This is a genomic window from Flavobacterium sp. U410 (assembly GCF_053570605.1).
Map to the genome: position 1 here is coordinate 1 of NZ_JBSEFI010000033.1, position 15969 is coordinate 15969.

General features: G+C 32.6%; 13 protein-coding genes. 6 read left to right on the plus strand and 7 right to left on the minus strand.

Annotated features, from left to right (window positions below):
* The 3 genes from ACUSJC_RS16035 to dprA form a co-directional block, all read left to right on the plus strand.
* On the plus strand, positions 1–802 hold an 802-nt coding region (locus tag ACUSJC_RS16035), incomplete at its 5' end, for a hypothetical protein (RefSeq protein ID WP_449270579.1).
* Between the two features lie 13 nt (positions 803–815).
* Entirely contained in the window at positions 816–1445 is a 630-nt protein-coding gene (locus ACUSJC_RS16040; protein ID WP_449270580.1) for a DUF6705 family protein, read from the plus strand.
* Between the two features lie 410 nt (positions 1446–1855).
* Positions 1856–2959 (plus strand): DNA-processing protein DprA, encoded by a 1104-nt coding sequence (gene dprA, locus ACUSJC_RS16045; RefSeq protein WP_449270581.1) that lies wholly within the window; start codon positions 1856–1858, stop codon positions 2957–2959.
* Positions 2960–2988: 29 nt separating this feature from the next.
* Here dprA and ACUSJC_RS16050 read toward each other — a convergent pair whose 3' ends face one another.
* Together ACUSJC_RS16050 and ACUSJC_RS16055 are read right to left on the minus strand one after the other, a co-directional pair.
* Entirely contained in the window at positions 2989–5481 is a 2493-nt protein-coding gene (locus tag ACUSJC_RS16050) for an Hsp70 family protein (protein ID WP_449270582.1), read from the minus strand.
* Positions 5482–5488: 7 nt separating this feature from the next.
* Positions 5489–5776 (minus strand): hypothetical protein, encoded by a 288-nt coding sequence (locus ACUSJC_RS16055; protein ID WP_449270583.1) that lies wholly within the window; start codon positions 5774–5776, stop codon positions 5489–5491.
* A gap of 84 nt (positions 5777–5860) precedes the next feature.
* Between ACUSJC_RS16055 and ACUSJC_RS16060 the strand changes: the two genes are divergently transcribed.
* Positions 5861–7357, plus strand: coding sequence for a hypothetical protein (locus ACUSJC_RS16060; RefSeq protein ID WP_449270584.1), 1497 nt, complete (start codon positions 5861–5863; stop codon positions 7355–7357).
* A 74-nt stretch (positions 7358–7431) separates the two neighbouring features.
* Positions 7432–10005: a phosphoenolpyruvate carboxylase gene (locus ACUSJC_RS16065; RefSeq protein ID WP_449270585.1), complete on the plus strand. Its 2574-nt coding sequence runs from the start codon at positions 7432–7434 to the stop codon at positions 10003–10005.
* Between the two features lies 1 nt (position 10006).
* Here ACUSJC_RS16065 and ACUSJC_RS16070 read toward each other — a convergent pair whose 3' ends face one another.
* From ACUSJC_RS16070 to ACUSJC_RS16090, 5 genes are all read right to left on the minus strand, one after another.
* Complete coding sequence (locus ACUSJC_RS16070) at positions 10007–10654, minus strand: HD domain-containing protein (RefSeq protein ID WP_449270586.1); 648 nt, start codon at positions 10652–10654, stop codon at positions 10007–10009.
* Between the two features lies 1 nt (position 10655).
* Positions 10656–11642: an acyl-ACP desaturase gene (locus ACUSJC_RS16075; RefSeq protein WP_449270587.1), complete on the minus strand. Its 987-nt coding sequence runs from the start codon at positions 11640–11642 to the stop codon at positions 10656–10658.
* A 6-nt stretch (positions 11643–11648) separates the two neighbouring features.
* Positions 11649–12380: a lysophospholipid acyltransferase family protein gene (locus ACUSJC_RS16080; protein ID WP_449270588.1), complete on the minus strand. Its 732-nt coding sequence runs from the start codon at positions 12378–12380 to the stop codon at positions 11649–11651.
* A gap of 99 nt (positions 12381–12479) precedes the next feature.
* Positions 12480–12890: a BrxA/BrxB family bacilliredoxin gene (locus ACUSJC_RS16085; protein WP_449270589.1), complete on the minus strand. Its 411-nt coding sequence runs from the start codon at positions 12888–12890 to the stop codon at positions 12480–12482.
* A gap of 74 nt (positions 12891–12964) precedes the next feature.
* Positions 12965–15220, minus strand: coding sequence for a TonB-dependent receptor (locus tag ACUSJC_RS16090; protein WP_449270590.1), 2256 nt, complete (start codon positions 15218–15220; stop codon positions 12965–12967).
* A gap of 93 nt (positions 15221–15313) precedes the next feature.
* Here ACUSJC_RS16090 and ACUSJC_RS16095 point away from each other — a divergent pair, with 93 nt between their 5' ends.
* Positions 15314–15967, plus strand: coding sequence for a metal-dependent transcriptional regulator (locus ACUSJC_RS16095; protein ID WP_449270591.1), 654 nt, complete (start codon positions 15314–15316; stop codon positions 15965–15967).
* Positions 15968–15969 lie beyond the last annotated feature (2 nt).

Genomic DNA, 15969 nt, shown 5'->3' on the forward strand with positions numbered 1-15969 from the left:
TAGCGGTGGCGGAAACACCGGCGGAACACCGGGCGATGAGGATTATGATGACGGCTTGGTAGACCCGAAAACCTGTAAAGGTTGTGGTGGTGTGGTAACGGTACCTGTTCCGGAGTTGGAACAAGTGGAAGTTACCATTACACCATGTTCAGAACTTCAAAAAATATTAAATACACCTTATTTGCTTCAAGCGATCAATAGCCTTGAAACTTATACAAATGCTACAAAAGAATGGGGCTATGCCATTAAAACATTTCCTAACTCTACCACAACCGAACCGCCTCACATCATTGAAAGTGATTCTGAAGATCCAAATAAAATTAAAATGGGAGATTACATTGGGGGCGACTACTACGGAGCCTACCATACACATCCTAAACCTTCTACGGGTGTTGTTCCCATGTTCTCCCATGGTGATGTGAAATGGCTTTTTGACGTGGCCAAAAAACATAGTAAAAGTCCTAAGACACAACAGGATTATCATGTTTATTTTTTGACCCTCACCTGCGTGTATGGAACTTACGCTATTAAGATCAAAGACTGGGTGAAATTCAGTATCTTTATAAGTAATGGTTATGGTAATTTTTATAAAGAACTTGAAAAAAAATATGAGAAAATAAATGGTAGCGAAGCCGGTTCAACAACTCTGGAAAAAACCTTTTTATCTTTGATGAAAGAATATGATATGGGGATGGGCTTGTACGAATTGAATCCGGACAAAATCGGGTGGAACGAACTGACACTGAACGAAGATCCGGCTACGTTTTATAAGCCGGTAAAAGAAACCCCTTGTAATGAATAAAAAAATGAAACGTATGAAAAAAACAGCATATTTAACAATAGTACTAAGTTTAATGTTTACTTATTGTAAATCGCAGAACCTTGTATTGGGATTATTTGATGATTCTGTTGAATTTGGAGTTCAAGGAATCTATTATAAAGATGTAGATCATTATTTTGACCAGTTTGTGGGAACCTGGAGTTATACGGAAGGGACTACTATCCTAAAAGTTTCTTTTATAAAAAAGGAAATGATGAATGTTGGTAATAAATACTATGAAGACTTTCTTGTGGGGGAATTCCAGTATATAGAAAACGGAGTGGAAAAAGTAAATACACTTGCCAGTTTGAATAACAATTATACGGGATATAATAGTTATAATATGTGGTCAATAACAAGAATACGAAAAACGAGTTATCCGGTATGCGAGGAGTGTGGTACTGATGAAAAACGCTTACGAATGGTTTTTACCGAACCGGCAAATGATGATGATTGTTTAGATGCAAGATTTACAATGAGAGTTGTCGTTGAAGGCGGCGTTCAAAAGCTAAAAGTGCAGTTCAGATTAGAGACTAATTATTGTGGGTATAAAGAAGATGGAACACCCTCTGTGGCGCGTTCTTTTTCTGTTCCTTTTGGCGATTATACTTTAATAAGGGAGTAAAAGTGTAGATTCATTTTTTTTTTGTTTCAACGACTTTTTTTACTTTTCAATGATAAAAAACACATTTTAACAAAATATACAGAAAAACTGTACCAAGATTAACATTTGAAACATTAAGTTTGTCTCGGTTAATAGCAGTAATTTTATTTCTTATCAAAGAAACATTGAGTCCCGAATCCTTCGGGACTTTTTGTTTTTTAAAATGAATTTTTCTCTGTATTTTACACATATAAATGAAATATATTTATTTTTTTAATATTTTTTACGTATATTTGTTAATGGTTAATAGCAGTAATTTTTTTTCTTATTAAAGAAACATTTGGTCCCGAATTTATTCGGGACTTTTTGTTTTAGTTATATTGAAAATCTTATATTTGTATCACTATAAGCCAATTAAATTTTTACAAGCCATGCAACAGAACGATTTGTTCTTTACTCTTGCTTTATTGCAAGTGGAAGGAATCGGAGATACTATAGCTAAAAGACTACTACAAAATTTTCATACTGCCGAAGAGATTTTTAAAACTAAAAATACTTCCCTAGCAAAAATTGATGGCATCGGAAAATCCGTGATTCAAAATCTAAAAAAGACTGAAGTTTTCCAAAAAGCCGAACGTGAATTGCGCTTTATGGAACAAGAAAACATTTCCGTTCTCTTTTTTAAAGACGAAAATTATCCCAGTAAATTAAAACATTGTTTTGATGCTCCGGTTCTATTGTTTCAATCGGGAAATGTAAATCTTCAAGAACAAAAAATAATAAGTATTGTAGGTACACGAAATATTACTACTTATGGCTCGGATTTTTTAAAGAAATTTATAGACGAATTAGCGCCATTGGAACCAACGATAGTCAGCGGATTTGCGTATGGAGTAGATATTACTGCGCATCAATTAGCTATGGAGCATGATTTGCAAACCATTGGTGTTCTTGCTCACGGATTGAATCAGGTTTATCCTAAAGTCCATAAAAAGTATATGGCTAAAATGGAACAACATGGTGGTTTTTTAACCGAGTTTTGGTCGAATTCTAATCCTGATAGAGAAAACTTCGTAAAACGGAACCGTATAGTGGCAGGAATTAGCGAAGCAACTATTGTAATAGAAAGTGCTGAAAAAGGAGGTTCGTTGATTACGGCTCAAATTGCGAATGACTACAATAGAGAAGTTTTTGCCGTTCCGGGTAGAACAACTGATAAATACAGTCAAGGGTGTAATCATTTGATTAAAACACAAAGAGCACAATTGATTACTTCTGCTGCAGATTTGATTTATTTATTGAATTGGCAAACTAAAAAACAAGAAGTAAAAACCATTCAAAAGCAATTATTTGTTTCGTTGACAGAAGACGAACAAAAAGTGTATGATTTTCTGTTTCAAAACGGAAACGAACACTTGGATTTTATCTCCATTGCATGTGATATCCCAATTTTTAAACTTTCCGGAATATTATTGAATATGGAATTAAAAGGAGTTGTTCGCCCTTTACCGGGAAAATCTTTTGAATCGATTTAAAATAAAGAAACAGCTGTTAAGCTGTTTCTTTATTTTAATCCTAAATCACCATCAAAATTCTCTCGTTCATCTCTTGTTCTAGGTTTGATCTTCAGCAAGTCATATAGTTGATGACAAACAGCTTTTATTTCATGAAAATTATTTCTTTCCACAGCGCTGTCTCCTAATTCACATAGTTTGTGATATTTTTTCGTGTCTTTGTATTCGTCAGTGTCTTTAAACTTATAAAAGTAGTAGACCTGAATATAGCTTGAATCTTGTGAATAATAAATAGCTTCTAAAAGTTTATCTAATTCTTTTGTCTTGCTTTTAATGCTGTATTTGTTTCCGGATTGTAATATCTCTTTTTCACCGGAAACAATTTTTTCAAATTCTTGTTTTTGTTTATCTGTTGCTCCTTCTAAATAATTCTCAATAAGATCTCTAGTGTGTTGGTATTCTGAGATTTCATTTAGAACATGTTTAAATCGAACCAAATTATCAAACTCTTGAATGTAATTTCTCTTTAACTCGTCAATTTTATAGTTTTGATCTGTGATTGTTTCATCAGATAATTCAAGAGCTTCATTATACGTTTGTAAAAGACCATTTTGAATTCTTTTCAGCTTTGCCAGATACTCAAAATTCTCTTCTTGTTCTTCTTCTCTAATTTCAAGGCTGATTGCTTCGACGGTATTTTTGATCTCTTGAAGCAATTTTGAAATAGAAACTGTTCGCTCGTGTGGATTGAATGTTTCTTGTATTTCGAGATCTAAAGTTGGAATATATACTTTTACATTCAAATCTCTGGATTCAGAAATATGAAAATTTAATTCAATATCCATACCTTTAATTAAATCTTCCTGAAAGCGCTCCCCAGAAATTTCGACATATCCTATGGTCAAATTACTTCCGATCATTCCTCCGGAATTTCCTTCCTGAATATTAATGATTAATTTGTCAGAAGAGTTCTTTAAGATATTTTTAGAAATGGTTTTATAAACGGTTTTCTTTAAAGGAAGAATATCATTCTTTTTAAATATTGTTTCTAATTTGGTTTCTCCTTTGCTTTCATCAACTTCTAGTAAAATATCATTTGGCAAAGGCTGTCCGGATATATTGTACAACCCGTTTGTAATAACAACATTTGGATTGGTATAAATTTCTTGATCGTTTTCATCATACACCGAAACAGTAAATGAATTACTTACCTTTTTTAATAAGGGAACAAATTCATTGGCTTTTTCTGAAAAAGGAATTCTTCCGGTATCAAAGGCTCCGTCCCTTCTCACAATACGATATCTGCCATTTTTGACTTCCGGAGCTAAGATCACAATTAACTCTTCATTATCATTAGAATTAGGCTCAAAAATACTCTTAATATTGTATTGTTTTTGAATTTCTACAGTTTGAGCTTCTTCTTTAGCAGTTTCTTCTAATGCAGATGGTTTAGAGCCGGCATAGTATGCGGCACCTACCGTTACGGCTGTAGTAGGATCAATACTATGATCGACAATAATGTTAGTTCGTTTATGCAGTTCTTCTCGTATGAATGGAATAAAAGTAGTTCCGCCTACAAGAATAATACGCTCTATTTCAGAGAAACTTGTGCTGTTTTTTGTAAGTAAGCTTTCAAGAAGTTGGAAAGAAGTATCGAAATCTTTTTTGATGATTTCTTCAAAAGCAGCTCTTTCTATCGTTATATCAATATAGTCATCAATGTTGTCTAACTCTATTTCAACTTGAGATTCTTCTTTAACAGAAAGCTCTTTTTTTATTTCTTCCGCTTTTAAAAGAAGTTCAAAATAAAGTTTAGTATAAAAATTTGTATCTCCTTCTTTTTTGGTCATTTTCGACCAAATATTAGTTTCTCCTAATTTTTCTTCAATTTTAGGTACTATTAAATGCTCTATAATAGCATTATCAAAATCGAGACCTCCTAAAAAATTATTTCCTTGATGGTCAATAACATTTAATTCTCTGTTGTTAATGGCTACCAAAGTCACATCAAAAGTGCCTCCGCCATAATCATAAACCAACCATTTTAAATCGTTTTCGATTTTTAAACTTTGTTCGTTAGAATACGCCAAACAAGCCGCTATAGGCTCTTGTAGTAAAACAACTTCTTTTAATCCGGCAGCGTATCCTGCTTTTTTAGTAGCATTGGACTGAATGGTATCAAAAGAGGCCGGTATGGTAATAACAGTACTTTGAACTTCTTCACTTGTAAAACCTAAAAGCTCTTTTAAAATAGTAGAAGACAATTCGATAGGTGTCGTTTCTTTTTCCAAGCTGGGGATAAAATATGTTTGACTAGTACCCATTTTTCTTTTAAAAGAAGAAAAAACATTCATAGCATCAACACTAATGTGTTCTCTGGCTTTATCACCTGTTTGGATTCTTCCTTTTCTGAAGGAAACTACCGAAGGAAGAAAATCTTTAAACCCTATCGGATTTTTAAATAATGTTATTTTTCCGTTTTCATATTTTGCAATCCCCGAATTAGTTGTACCAAGATCTATTCCGAAATTTATGTTTGTCATGCTTATGTTATTCTACTATTACTACTCCTTTTTGAATTAAAATATATTGGTCTCCTTGCTTTTGAAAGATTACAGGTTTTATAACTTTAGTTATTTTTTGGGCATTTTCGCTCATAATGTTGGCCTCAACAGAGTTATCTCGTTCATCATAGTTAGCATGTAATGGGTTTACAATTTTATAACCAAGTTCTTCTAATTCGTGATAAATCCTACTGAAGTTTCGCTCAAAAATATCAATGCTTTGAGTATTTGCTTTTTTTTCGATCTCAAATAACTGATTAATGATGTTTTCCATGTCTTATAATTAATTTTTTAAAAGTAACTATTTTTCCTTATAAAAAGAATAATATATTTGCCAAACATCATTTTTCAGTAGGTAATGAATATTTTAGAGCTATTAAAAAAATTAGATATTGATTCTTCACGTTTTTCAGAATTAACACCTGAAGAAATTATTAGAATAGAGAAGCAGATCAATATTGAGAAAAGGTTAAATCCCGATTTAGATAATAATACAGTTGTCAATTTAATTAATGCTATAAAGAATGATGCTAAATCTTTAGGATTCGTATATCATCATCCCTTTTTTAGAAAACTGTTTTTAAACGAAAATCTCGCAAATATATCTCATATTCCGGATGAAAATGTAGTGGAAGAAGCTGATGTAAAGCATTTTTTAAATCAGTATCTGATAGATGATTTGACCCGATATTTCGAAGAAAAATATTCTGCTAATAGTTTTCAAAATATTCTGGAGCTTCTAAAGTACCAATCTTTTTTGCCAGAGGAATTTCTACTATCTGTAAAAAGAAAAATTTACCTCAGAATAGATTATGCCATACTCAACCTGAAAGAACTCAAGTATGATGCACAAAAAAATGTAGACTATATTTCATATAAATCTTTCTTTGATGTATTGTCAAAAATTAACTCATCAGAAACAGATTCAAAAGTATCAGATCTCTTAAGTGTAGTGGTTGATTTGTATAATGACAGGAAAACAAATGCATTTATAAAGAATGCTCTTGTTGCTATAACAAATTATGAAGCTATAGATTCTGAATTAGCAGAAGTATTAAAAAGCAATAGACAGGTTGTACTGAATACATATAGTAATAAGGGAAAATCGTCGAGTGGTGATATTCCGATAGGTCAAATTATTTGGGTTATTTTGATTATAGTGAAAATTATTTTTTGGACAGCAAAATGTTCAAATAGTAATAGCAGTAGTTATACAAAAAGCAACAGTTATGAGCATGTGATTAAAAGTAATGAGGACGTACGGAAAAGTCTTTTTAAGGAGAATTACAGGAAGGAAAAAGCATTTAAGGACTATCTGACAGTTTATGATACATTAATCCCTATTCAAAATATAGATACTTTAAAAACAGGAGATAATCCTTTTCAAAGATCAAATAGTGGAAGAATTGAATCTGCATCTATTAAAAAAGATAGCCTTTGGATTGAAAACAATACGAGTTTCGATTTCATCTTGTTGAATTACAAGTCCCTTGGAATAGATATTTATCTTTATGAAAAAGCGATTTACATAAAAGCGGGAGATAAATTAAAAATTGCTAATAATTCAGAACATTTAAAAAACTTGATTAGCTTTTATTTTGGTAAAAAACCGGCAATTTTTAGGTCAAATACATATTCAAATGATTACCTTAGAGACGATAACCTACCTCAGATCAGGTTTGCAGAATTACCTAAAAATATGGAAACCTATATTGAATTTTCTGTATCATTTGATCATAAATTAATATTGGAAGAAGAAGACGGATACCTTAATATTGTTTCAGACAAAATTGATTTACTAAACGCAAATGCAAAACTAAAAGAAACGCCTTATTTAAAATTTAAGATTGATTAAAGTAAAGTTTAAACGAATCTTTTGAAGCCATTTGAAATTTCACTACCTTTAAATGATTTTACAAAAGGAAAACTATGTATTCGTTACCCAAACTAGAACGTTTTAATCAAAACGTCGCTTCTAAGTACAACATTTACAACAGTATATTCATCACACTTCCGTTTGATGAAATTAATAACACCGGAGTATTATTGCCGCTTTTTGCTGAGGTTTGTGAGCAAGGATTCAAGAATAATATGAGTCCGGATGAAATTTTCAACACCTTCGTCAGCAAGTATTTGGACAATCCTACTGAAGAACAGAAAATTAGTCTAATGCTACGTTTCATTCAGTATGTGGAACGTCAAGTAGTTTTGTTTGATGCTATTGAAGACGCTGCTTTTTCGATAGTTAATAATTTGGAAGGTCGAGGTTCTTTACGCGACATGAAAGAAAACGCCGATCAGCGATCTAAACAAAAAGAATTGATGGAATTTCTAGAGAATTTTAAAGTTCGTGTAGTTTTAACAGCGCATCCAACACAGTTTTACCCAGGGTCGGTATTGGGAATTATCACCGATTTAACAGAGGCTGTAAAAGTAAATGATTTGAATAAAATTAAAGAACTTTTAGCCCAGTTAGGAAAAACGCCATTTATTAAAAAAGAAAAGCCGACTCCTTTTGATGAAGCGGTTAGTTTGATTTGGTATTTGGAGAATGTATTTTATTACACTATTGGTGAAATGATGCAATACATTCAAAAAAATATTGCCAAAGGAAACAGTTTGTCAAATGACTTATTGAATTTAGGATTTTGGCCGGGTGGTGACCGAGACGGAAATCCGTTTGTAACCACTGAAATCACACTGAAAGTGGCTGACAGATTGCGATCTTCTATTTTAAAATGCTACTATTTAGATGTCCGAAAATTAAAACGTAAACTAACTTTTTCCGGTGTTGACATTTTGGTAGCTGAGTTAGAAAATAAACTATATCGTTCTGTTTTTTATTCGAGTGGAAATATTTACATCACTAAAGACGAATTTGTACAATATTTGAATCAAATTAAGGCATTGGTCGTTGAAAAACATCAATCCCTTTATGTGGATGAAATTGATTTATTGATCAATAAATTTAATGTTTTCGGATTCCATTTTGCGACCTTAGATATTCGTCAAAATAGTAAAATTCACCGACAAGTTTTTAAAGATATTATTTCACATGTCCCTGAGATTTTTCCGGAAAATTACGAGCAATTAGATGAAGTTGAAAAAATAGAAATTTTATCCAAAGTAAAAGCCAATTTACAAGAATATGACTTTGATGATGAAATGACAAAAGCAACTATCAGTTCTATAAAAGCCGTAAAAACTATTCAGGATAAAAATGGCGAATTAGGTTGTAATCGCTACATTATCAGTAATAATGAAAGCGCACTAAATGTAATGGAAACTTTGTCAATGTTTCATTTGACAGGTTGGGAAAATCCTTCAGTTGATATTGTGCCACTCTTTGAATCGGTTGATGATTTAATTCATGCCGATCAAGTTATGGAACGATTGTATACCAATGCTGTTTATGCTGAACATTTAGCAAAAAGAGGGAATCAGCAGTCTATTATGTTAGGTTTTTCAGACGGGACAAAAGATGGTGGTTATTTGATGGCCAATTGGAGCATTTATAAAGCAAAAATGGCATTAACCGCTATTTCCAGAAAATATGATGTTAAAGTCGTTTTCTTTGATGGGCGTGGTGGACCTCCGGCTCGTGGTGGTGGAAAAACGCACCAGTTTTATGCTTCTTTGGGACCAAAAATAGAAAATAAACAAATTCAGTTAACCGTACAAGGTCAAACGATTAGTTCTAATTTCGGAACTTTGGATTCCAGTCGCTATAACATGGAAAATTTATTGAGTGCAGGAGCAAACAATCAGGTTTTTCACAGTGATGAAAATGAATTGACAGAAAAAGAAGTGAATGTTATTCAGGAACTTTCAGAAGTGAGTTACCAAAAATACATTGATTTTAAAAAGCATCCTAAATTTGTTCCGTATTTAGAGCAAATGAGTACACTGAATTATTATGCAAAAACAAATATTGGTAGCCGCCCTTCCAAAAGAAAACAGTCGGCACAATTGAATTTGGATGATTTAAGAGCCATTCCGTTTGTAGGTTCGTGGAGTCAATTAAAACAAAACGTTCCCGGATTTTTTGGTGTAGGAACAGCTTTAAAACATTTTGAAGAAAAGAACCGTTGGGAAGAAGTAGAAAATCTTTACCAATCGTCATTATTCTTTAGGACGTTGATTGAAAATAGTATGATGGCTTTGAGCAAATCGTTTTTTCCGTTAACGGCTTACATGAAAAAAGATCCTGAGTTTGGTGCTTTTTGGCAATTGATTTATGATGAGTTTTTAGAAACCAATCGTTTGTTGTTGAAACTTTCCGGATTTAAAGAGTTGATGGAGAATTATCCGGATAGTAAAGCTTCTGTAGCAATGCGAGAAAAAATTGTATTACCGTTGTTAACCATTCAGCAATTTGCTTTGCTAAAAATAAAAGAGTTAAAAGAAACTCCGGAAGAAAATGCTGAAAAAATAGCCGTTTATGAAAAAATCGTAACGCGTTCGTTATTTGGTAATATTAATGCCAGTAGAAATTCGGCATAAATTATAAACCTTCCCATTCCGAATAAAATTGAGCTAAAAAAAGTTCCATAAATCGGTGTCTTTCTTTAGCCATTTTTTTTCCGGTTTCGGTATTCATCTTGTCTTGTAGCAACAAAAGTTTTTCATAAAAGTGATTTACGGTGGGCGAATCACTTTTCTTGTATTCTTCTTTTGTCATGTTCATTTTTGGGGCAATCGCCGGATCATACATAGGTCTGTTTTTGAAACCACCATAATTGAATGTTCTGGCAATTCCAATAGCGCCAATAGCATCTAATCGATCGGCATCTTGTACAATTTGTAATTCAAGAGACGAAAATTTCGGTTTGAAATTTCCGCCCTTGAAAGAAATATTTTCAATGATAGCTACCACGTGATTTATGGTAGCTTCATCCGTTCTTTGTTCTGCTAAGAAATCTCTTGCAACTTTTGGTCCAATGGTTTCGTTGCCATTATGAAATTTAGAATCAGCAATATCATGCAATAAAGCTGCTAATTTTACGACCATTATGTTGCAAGTTTCTTTTTCGGCAATGCTAATTGCATTTTTGTAAACTCTTTGGATATGAAACCAATCATGACCCCCTTCAGCATTTGCTAATTGGTTTTTTACGAACTGAATAGTGTTGTCTATGATGATTGTACTCATATTACAAAGTTGCCGGTTGAACCCATTTAAAGATATGACTAGTTTCCGGAATAACCAAACGTTCCGAAACACGTGTCATTCTTTGTGGCAACTTCATTAAAAAGTCTCTTGCTTTTTCAGCTTCATCTGTTAGATTGCTGATTTTATCAATTTCCCACTTATCAATCAATTTTTGCATGATGTCTACATAATCATGAGCAGTATAAACACCAATACGTTGCGCTGAATCTGAAAACTGTTCAAAAGCCGTGCTAATTTTTTGACCCGATTCGCGTAAGAAATGAGCCGGCATTGTAATTTTTAACTTCATCATGTGTTGGAATGCTAACATCATTTGGCTAGGATCAACTTCAAAAATGTTTTTTACGAAAGTACTATACGCTAAGTGGTGACGCATCTCATCTCCGGCAATTAACTTACACATTTTAGCAAGTTTCACGTCTCCGTATTTTTTAGCCATTTGAGCTACACGATTGTGTGAAACATAGGTCGCTAATTCTTGAAAACTCGTATACACGAAGTTTTTGTAAGGATCTGTTCCCGTTCCGATATCAAAGCCATCGTTAATTAAATGATGCGTTGTTTGTTCTACTTCGCGCATATTTACTCTACCTGATAAATACAGATACTTGTTTAAAACATCTCCATGACGGTTCTCTTCTCCGGTCCATTGACGAATCCATTTACTCCATCCGTTTCTTCCATCTTGATCAACGCCTTCAACGCTCATTAACCAAGATTCATACGTTGGTAAAGCTTCTTCTGTAATGGTATCTCCTACTAGAACAACCCAGAAATCATACGGTAGATCTTTTGCGATTTCACGTAATTCTGTAACGTCTTCCAAAAAAGTTTCGCTTTCTGAATCAGGAAGCAAATCGGAAGGTTGCCAAATATTTTCAACCGGAATTAAAAATTCTTCAACGAAGCTGTCAATTTTCTTTTCCAAAAATTGCATCACTTCTAATCTAATGTTGTAAATTGACATTATTTCTTATTTAAGATTACTAACAATACTTTTTTCGGTTTTTTCAAAGATTTCTTCGAAAGTATAATCCGAAATTTTCAAAGGTTCGTGAACATCGAAATGCAAACGGTTTCCAAGTCCTAATGGAAATTGACCAAATCGAGTCATTTTCCAAGAATTATTAATGCTGATAGGAACAAAATAGGCATCAGGAGCAAATTTGTAAAGCATTTTTAATCCATTTACAGAGAATGGTTTAGGCTTTCCGGTTTTGCTACGAGTACCCTCTGGAAATATAACGACAGAATAGTTGTTTTTATTGATATATTCTCCAACTTTTTTTATTTCAGGTAAAGCTTGCTTAGGGTCTTTACGATCAATAAGTGCTGATCCACCATGTTTTAAATTATAGGAAATACTCGGAATACCTTTTCCTAATTCCTTTTTACTGATAAACTTGGGATGCCATTTACGCATGAACCAAATAATAGGTGGAATATCATATAAGCTTTGATGATTTGCGATAATAATTAGAGGAGCATTCTCTGGCAATTTTTCTCTTCCGGTAAAGGAATACGTTGTTCCCAAAACATGAGTTGTTCGGATTAAAAAACAGTTTAGCACAGCAACACTCCATCGATGTGCATTATAACCGAAAACTTTTAAACAGATTCTTTGAATAGGCTCAAAAATTACCAACCACAAAAAAAATAATGTGTAAAAGATAATAGACAGCGGTATAGAAATAATCTTTTGCATTTTAAGTTTAGTTTGTTATGCAAAAGTAACCTTAAAAACAAAAAACCATCATTTTTTTGATGGTTTTTTGTTAGGATACTATATACTGTAAGTTTTAGCTTAACAAAATTCGTCGTAAGCGTCTTTTAAGTTCTCTGCAATTAACTCAGCAGGGCGTCCTTCAATATGGTGACGCTCTAACATGTGAACTAATTCACCATCTTTAAACAAAGCAATACTTGGCGAAGAAGGAGGGAAAGGGAACATATGTTCTCTTGCTCTTGTAACGGCTTCTTTATCAACTCCTGCAAAAGCAGTAATTAAATGAGCCGGTTTTTTTGCATTATCTAAGCTCATTTTTGCTCCCGGACGTGCATTACGCGCAGCACAACCACAAACTGAATTGATTACTACTAAAGTAGTTCCTTCTTTTGCTAAAGCTGTTTCAACATCTTGCTCGGTATATAATTCTTGAAAACCAGCGTCCGTTAATTCGGCTTTCATTGGTTTTACCATTTCTTCTGGATACATAGTCTTTTTTTTAAAATTATAGGCAAATTTACGAATAAAAGTTTATTTTAGAATGTTAAACAATATCTAACATTCTAATAAAGAGTATAACGTACGCCTAAAAAGGTCCGCATTCCTTGGTTAGGAGCATAGACATATCCTGGATCAAAACTTAAAGCGTAAGGATTATTTGGTGTTGCGGCAATATTTCCATTGGTATTATAGTTGACATTTTGGTCAAAAGGATCATTTGCTCTGGCTATTAAAAAAGGAGTGCTTTTATTTGGTGTCCAATTTAACAAATTTTTGATACCACCATAAATTTCAAAATTGTCTATTCTTTTGTATGTAAACTGAATATTTTGAATACTCCAAATGGGAGAATATTCAGGTCTTGGGTCTAGATCGCTTAGTAAAGGTAATCGCATTGGACCATAAATATTCCCAGTATAATCAATAGATAAAAATGATTTGGGGATTTCATAACTAATATTCCAGGTTCCTGAAAACTTTTCAGTTAAAATAGGTATTGAACTTTCATTATCTCGCTTTATTTTGGGTTCTAAATAAGTAACACCACAGGAACTTTTTAATCCAAAAGGAAAAATGAATTCGACGTTTGTGGTAATTCCAAAAGTTTGAGCATAACCCGCTAAGTTAGAATAAATAATTTGGTTTGGGTTAGCGTCATAATCAGGAATAATTTGATTGTTAAAATAGGTATACCAACTTGAAATATCAAAAATTCCAACGGAACCATTTTTAAAATTGACTTTTGTGAGATAATTTAAGTTTATGTTATATGATTTTTCAGGTTTTAAATTTTCTGTAATTACGACATCGCGGGAGCCTGTTAAAGCTGCATGCTCTTCGGTAAATAGATTTACAACTCTAAAACCTGTTCCTGTATTAATTCGGAACACACTATTTTGATTTGGTTTCCATTTGTAAGCTATTCTCGGTGTAAAAATAGAACCGTGATTGTTGTTGTAGTCATATCGAGAGCCTAAAAGTATGCTTTTGTTTTCAGAGAGTTTGATTTCGTCTTGGAGAAAAATACTGTAAATTTTAGTTTTTTCAGCTTCAATTGTAGCTGTTGTGTTGTCGTTATAATATTGGTATCGGAAAGCACTTCCTAATAAAAAATCGTGGTTTTTAACTTTTTTATCCCATGTATATTGCCCGAAAGCAATTTTCTGATTGGCCAAATAAAACGTATCACCGTAAACTGAATTTTGATTATGATAGGTATAAGAAAATGCTAAATTCATACTTTCTTTTACAGGTAGTTGATAATTTCCGATTAATTCAAACCGATTAGTATAAATGCTTTCTCCATAAATTTCATTACCTCCTCGATAAGATTTATTCCATTGCATTTCTCCTCCCCAACGATCTTCATAAAAGTACCGTCCAGCTAAACTCATTCTTCGATTTTCTTTTCTGTTGAAATCAAATTTTTGAAAAATAGAAATTCGTTTTTGTAGCGTTACATCGGTAAAATTATCATGGTTGTTATCAATAGGGTTATTGTAATTATAATAGTTAATGCCCAATAATGAATTTATGTTTTTTCCAAGTTTATATTTTGTGCCAATATCAACATTGTTTTCTAACCAGCTTGTTGAGAAAATATCAGCTGATACAATGGGAGCGGTTATTGCATTCTTGGTAATAATGTTGATTAAACCGCCTACTGCTTCGCTACCATAAAGTGATGAGGCAGGTCCTTTGACTATTTCAATTTTATCAATTAAAGAATTTGGTATTCCAGATAAACCATACACCGTTGATAATCCACTAACAATAGGCATTCCATCAATAGTAACCATAGTATAGGGACCTTCTAAACCGTTAATATGAATGTCACCCGTATTACAAATGTTACAATTTAATTGCGGACGAACACCATTTACACTTTGTAAAGCTTCAAAGACATTTGAGGTTGGGTTTTTCTTTAAAAAGACAGTAGTGTAAACTTCAACAGGGATAGGTGTTTCTAATCGTGATATGGGTTTTAATGTTCCGGTTATGGTGACTTCGTTTAATGTATTATTTTCTTTTAAAACGATTGATAGTGTTTTTGTTTCGTTTTTTTTTAGAGTGATTTTTTTTATTTGAGTTGTGAACCCAATGAATGAAAAATGCAGAGTATATATTCCATCGTCTAAATTTTTAATTTCGAAAATTCCATTGATATCACTTTCAATTTCGTTTCTTTTTTCGATTATTACAACTGATGCAAAGGCGATTGGTTCGCCACCATCGCTTTTTATAATTCCTTTTATACCTGATTGCGATAAGATTATATTCGAGACTAATATTGCAATTGTTGGAAATAATATTTTCATTATACATAAATTTAAATTTAGACAAACCTAAAAATTAAATTTGGTTATACAAAATATGTTTTTAAATTTGCTAAACAATTTGATGATCAGATCATGACTATTTCAGAAGAAAACTATTTAAAAGTAATTTATCACTTGTCTTTAGTGTCACCAAAAGGAGTTAATACTAACGCTATTGCGGGAATGTTAGATACCAAAGCTTCATCGGTTACCGATATGATTAAAAAACTAGCCGAGAAAGAATTGGTAAGTTATGTAAAATATCAGGGTGTTTCTTTAACCGAAAAAGGTTCGTATGCTGCCAAAATGATAGTAAGAAAACACCGTTTGTGGGAAGTATTCTTGTTTGAGAAACTAAAATTTTCTTGGGATGAAGTTCATGAAATTGCAGAAGAATTAGAACATATAAAATCAGAGAAACTAGTTAATCGTTTGGATGAATTTTTGGAATTCCCGGATTTTGATCCGCATGGCGATCCTATTCCTAATACCAATGGAGAAATCAAGAAAATTCATAAAATGCTTTTGATGGAAGGCGATTTGAAAACTACTTATTTGTGCATTGGCGTGAAAGACACTTCTTCTGATTTTTTACAATATTTAGACAAACAAAAAATAGCATTAGGTTCGGTAATTACCATTTTGGATAAAGACGATTATGACGATTTAATGAGAGTTGAAATCAATGGCATACAATCGGTTATTTCGACTAAAATTGCCGGGAACCTATTTATTAAGAAGCAATAGCC

Excerpts from the sequence above, each read along its gene's own strand:
- ACUSJC_RS16040 (WP_449270580.1), top strand. The coding sequence starts at position 816 with ATGAAAAAAACAGCATATTTAACAATAGTACTAAGTTTAATGTTTACT.
- dprA (WP_449270581.1), top strand. The coding sequence starts at position 1,856 with ATGCAACAGAACGATTTGTTCTTTACTCTTGCTTTATTGCAAGTGGAA.
- ACUSJC_RS16050 (WP_449270582.1), bottom strand. The coding sequence starts at position 5,481 with ATGACAAACATAAATTTCGGAATAGATCTTGGTACAACTAATTCGGGG.
- ACUSJC_RS16055 (WP_449270583.1), bottom strand. The coding sequence starts at position 5,776 with ATGGAAAACATCATTAATCAGTTATTTGAGATCGAAAAAAAAGCAAAT.
- ACUSJC_RS16060 (WP_449270584.1), top strand. The coding sequence starts at position 5,861 with ATGAATATTTTAGAGCTATTAAAAAAATTAGATATTGATTCTTCACGT.
- ACUSJC_RS16065 (WP_449270585.1), top strand. The coding sequence starts at position 7,432 with ATGTATTCGTTACCCAAACTAGAACGTTTTAATCAAAACGTCGCTTCT.
- ACUSJC_RS16070 (WP_449270586.1), bottom strand. The coding sequence starts at position 10,654 with ATGAGTACAATCATCATAGACAACACTATTCAGTTCGTAAAAAACCAA.
- ACUSJC_RS16075 (WP_449270587.1), bottom strand. The coding sequence starts at position 11,642 with ATGTCAATTTACAACATTAGATTAGAAGTGATGCAATTTTTGGAAAAG.
- ACUSJC_RS16080 (WP_449270588.1), bottom strand. The coding sequence starts at position 12,380 with ATGCAAAAGATTATTTCTATACCGCTGTCTATTATCTTTTACACATTA.
- ACUSJC_RS16085 (WP_449270589.1), bottom strand. The coding sequence starts at position 12,890 with ATGTATCCAGAAGAAATGGTAAAACCAATGAAAGCCGAATTAACGGAC.
- ACUSJC_RS16090 (WP_449270590.1), bottom strand. The coding sequence starts at position 15,220 with ATGAAAATATTATTTCCAACAATTGCAATATTAGTCTCGAATATAATC.
- ACUSJC_RS16095 (WP_449270591.1), top strand. The coding sequence starts at position 15,314 with ATGACTATTTCAGAAGAAAACTATTTAAAAGTAATTTATCACTTGTCT.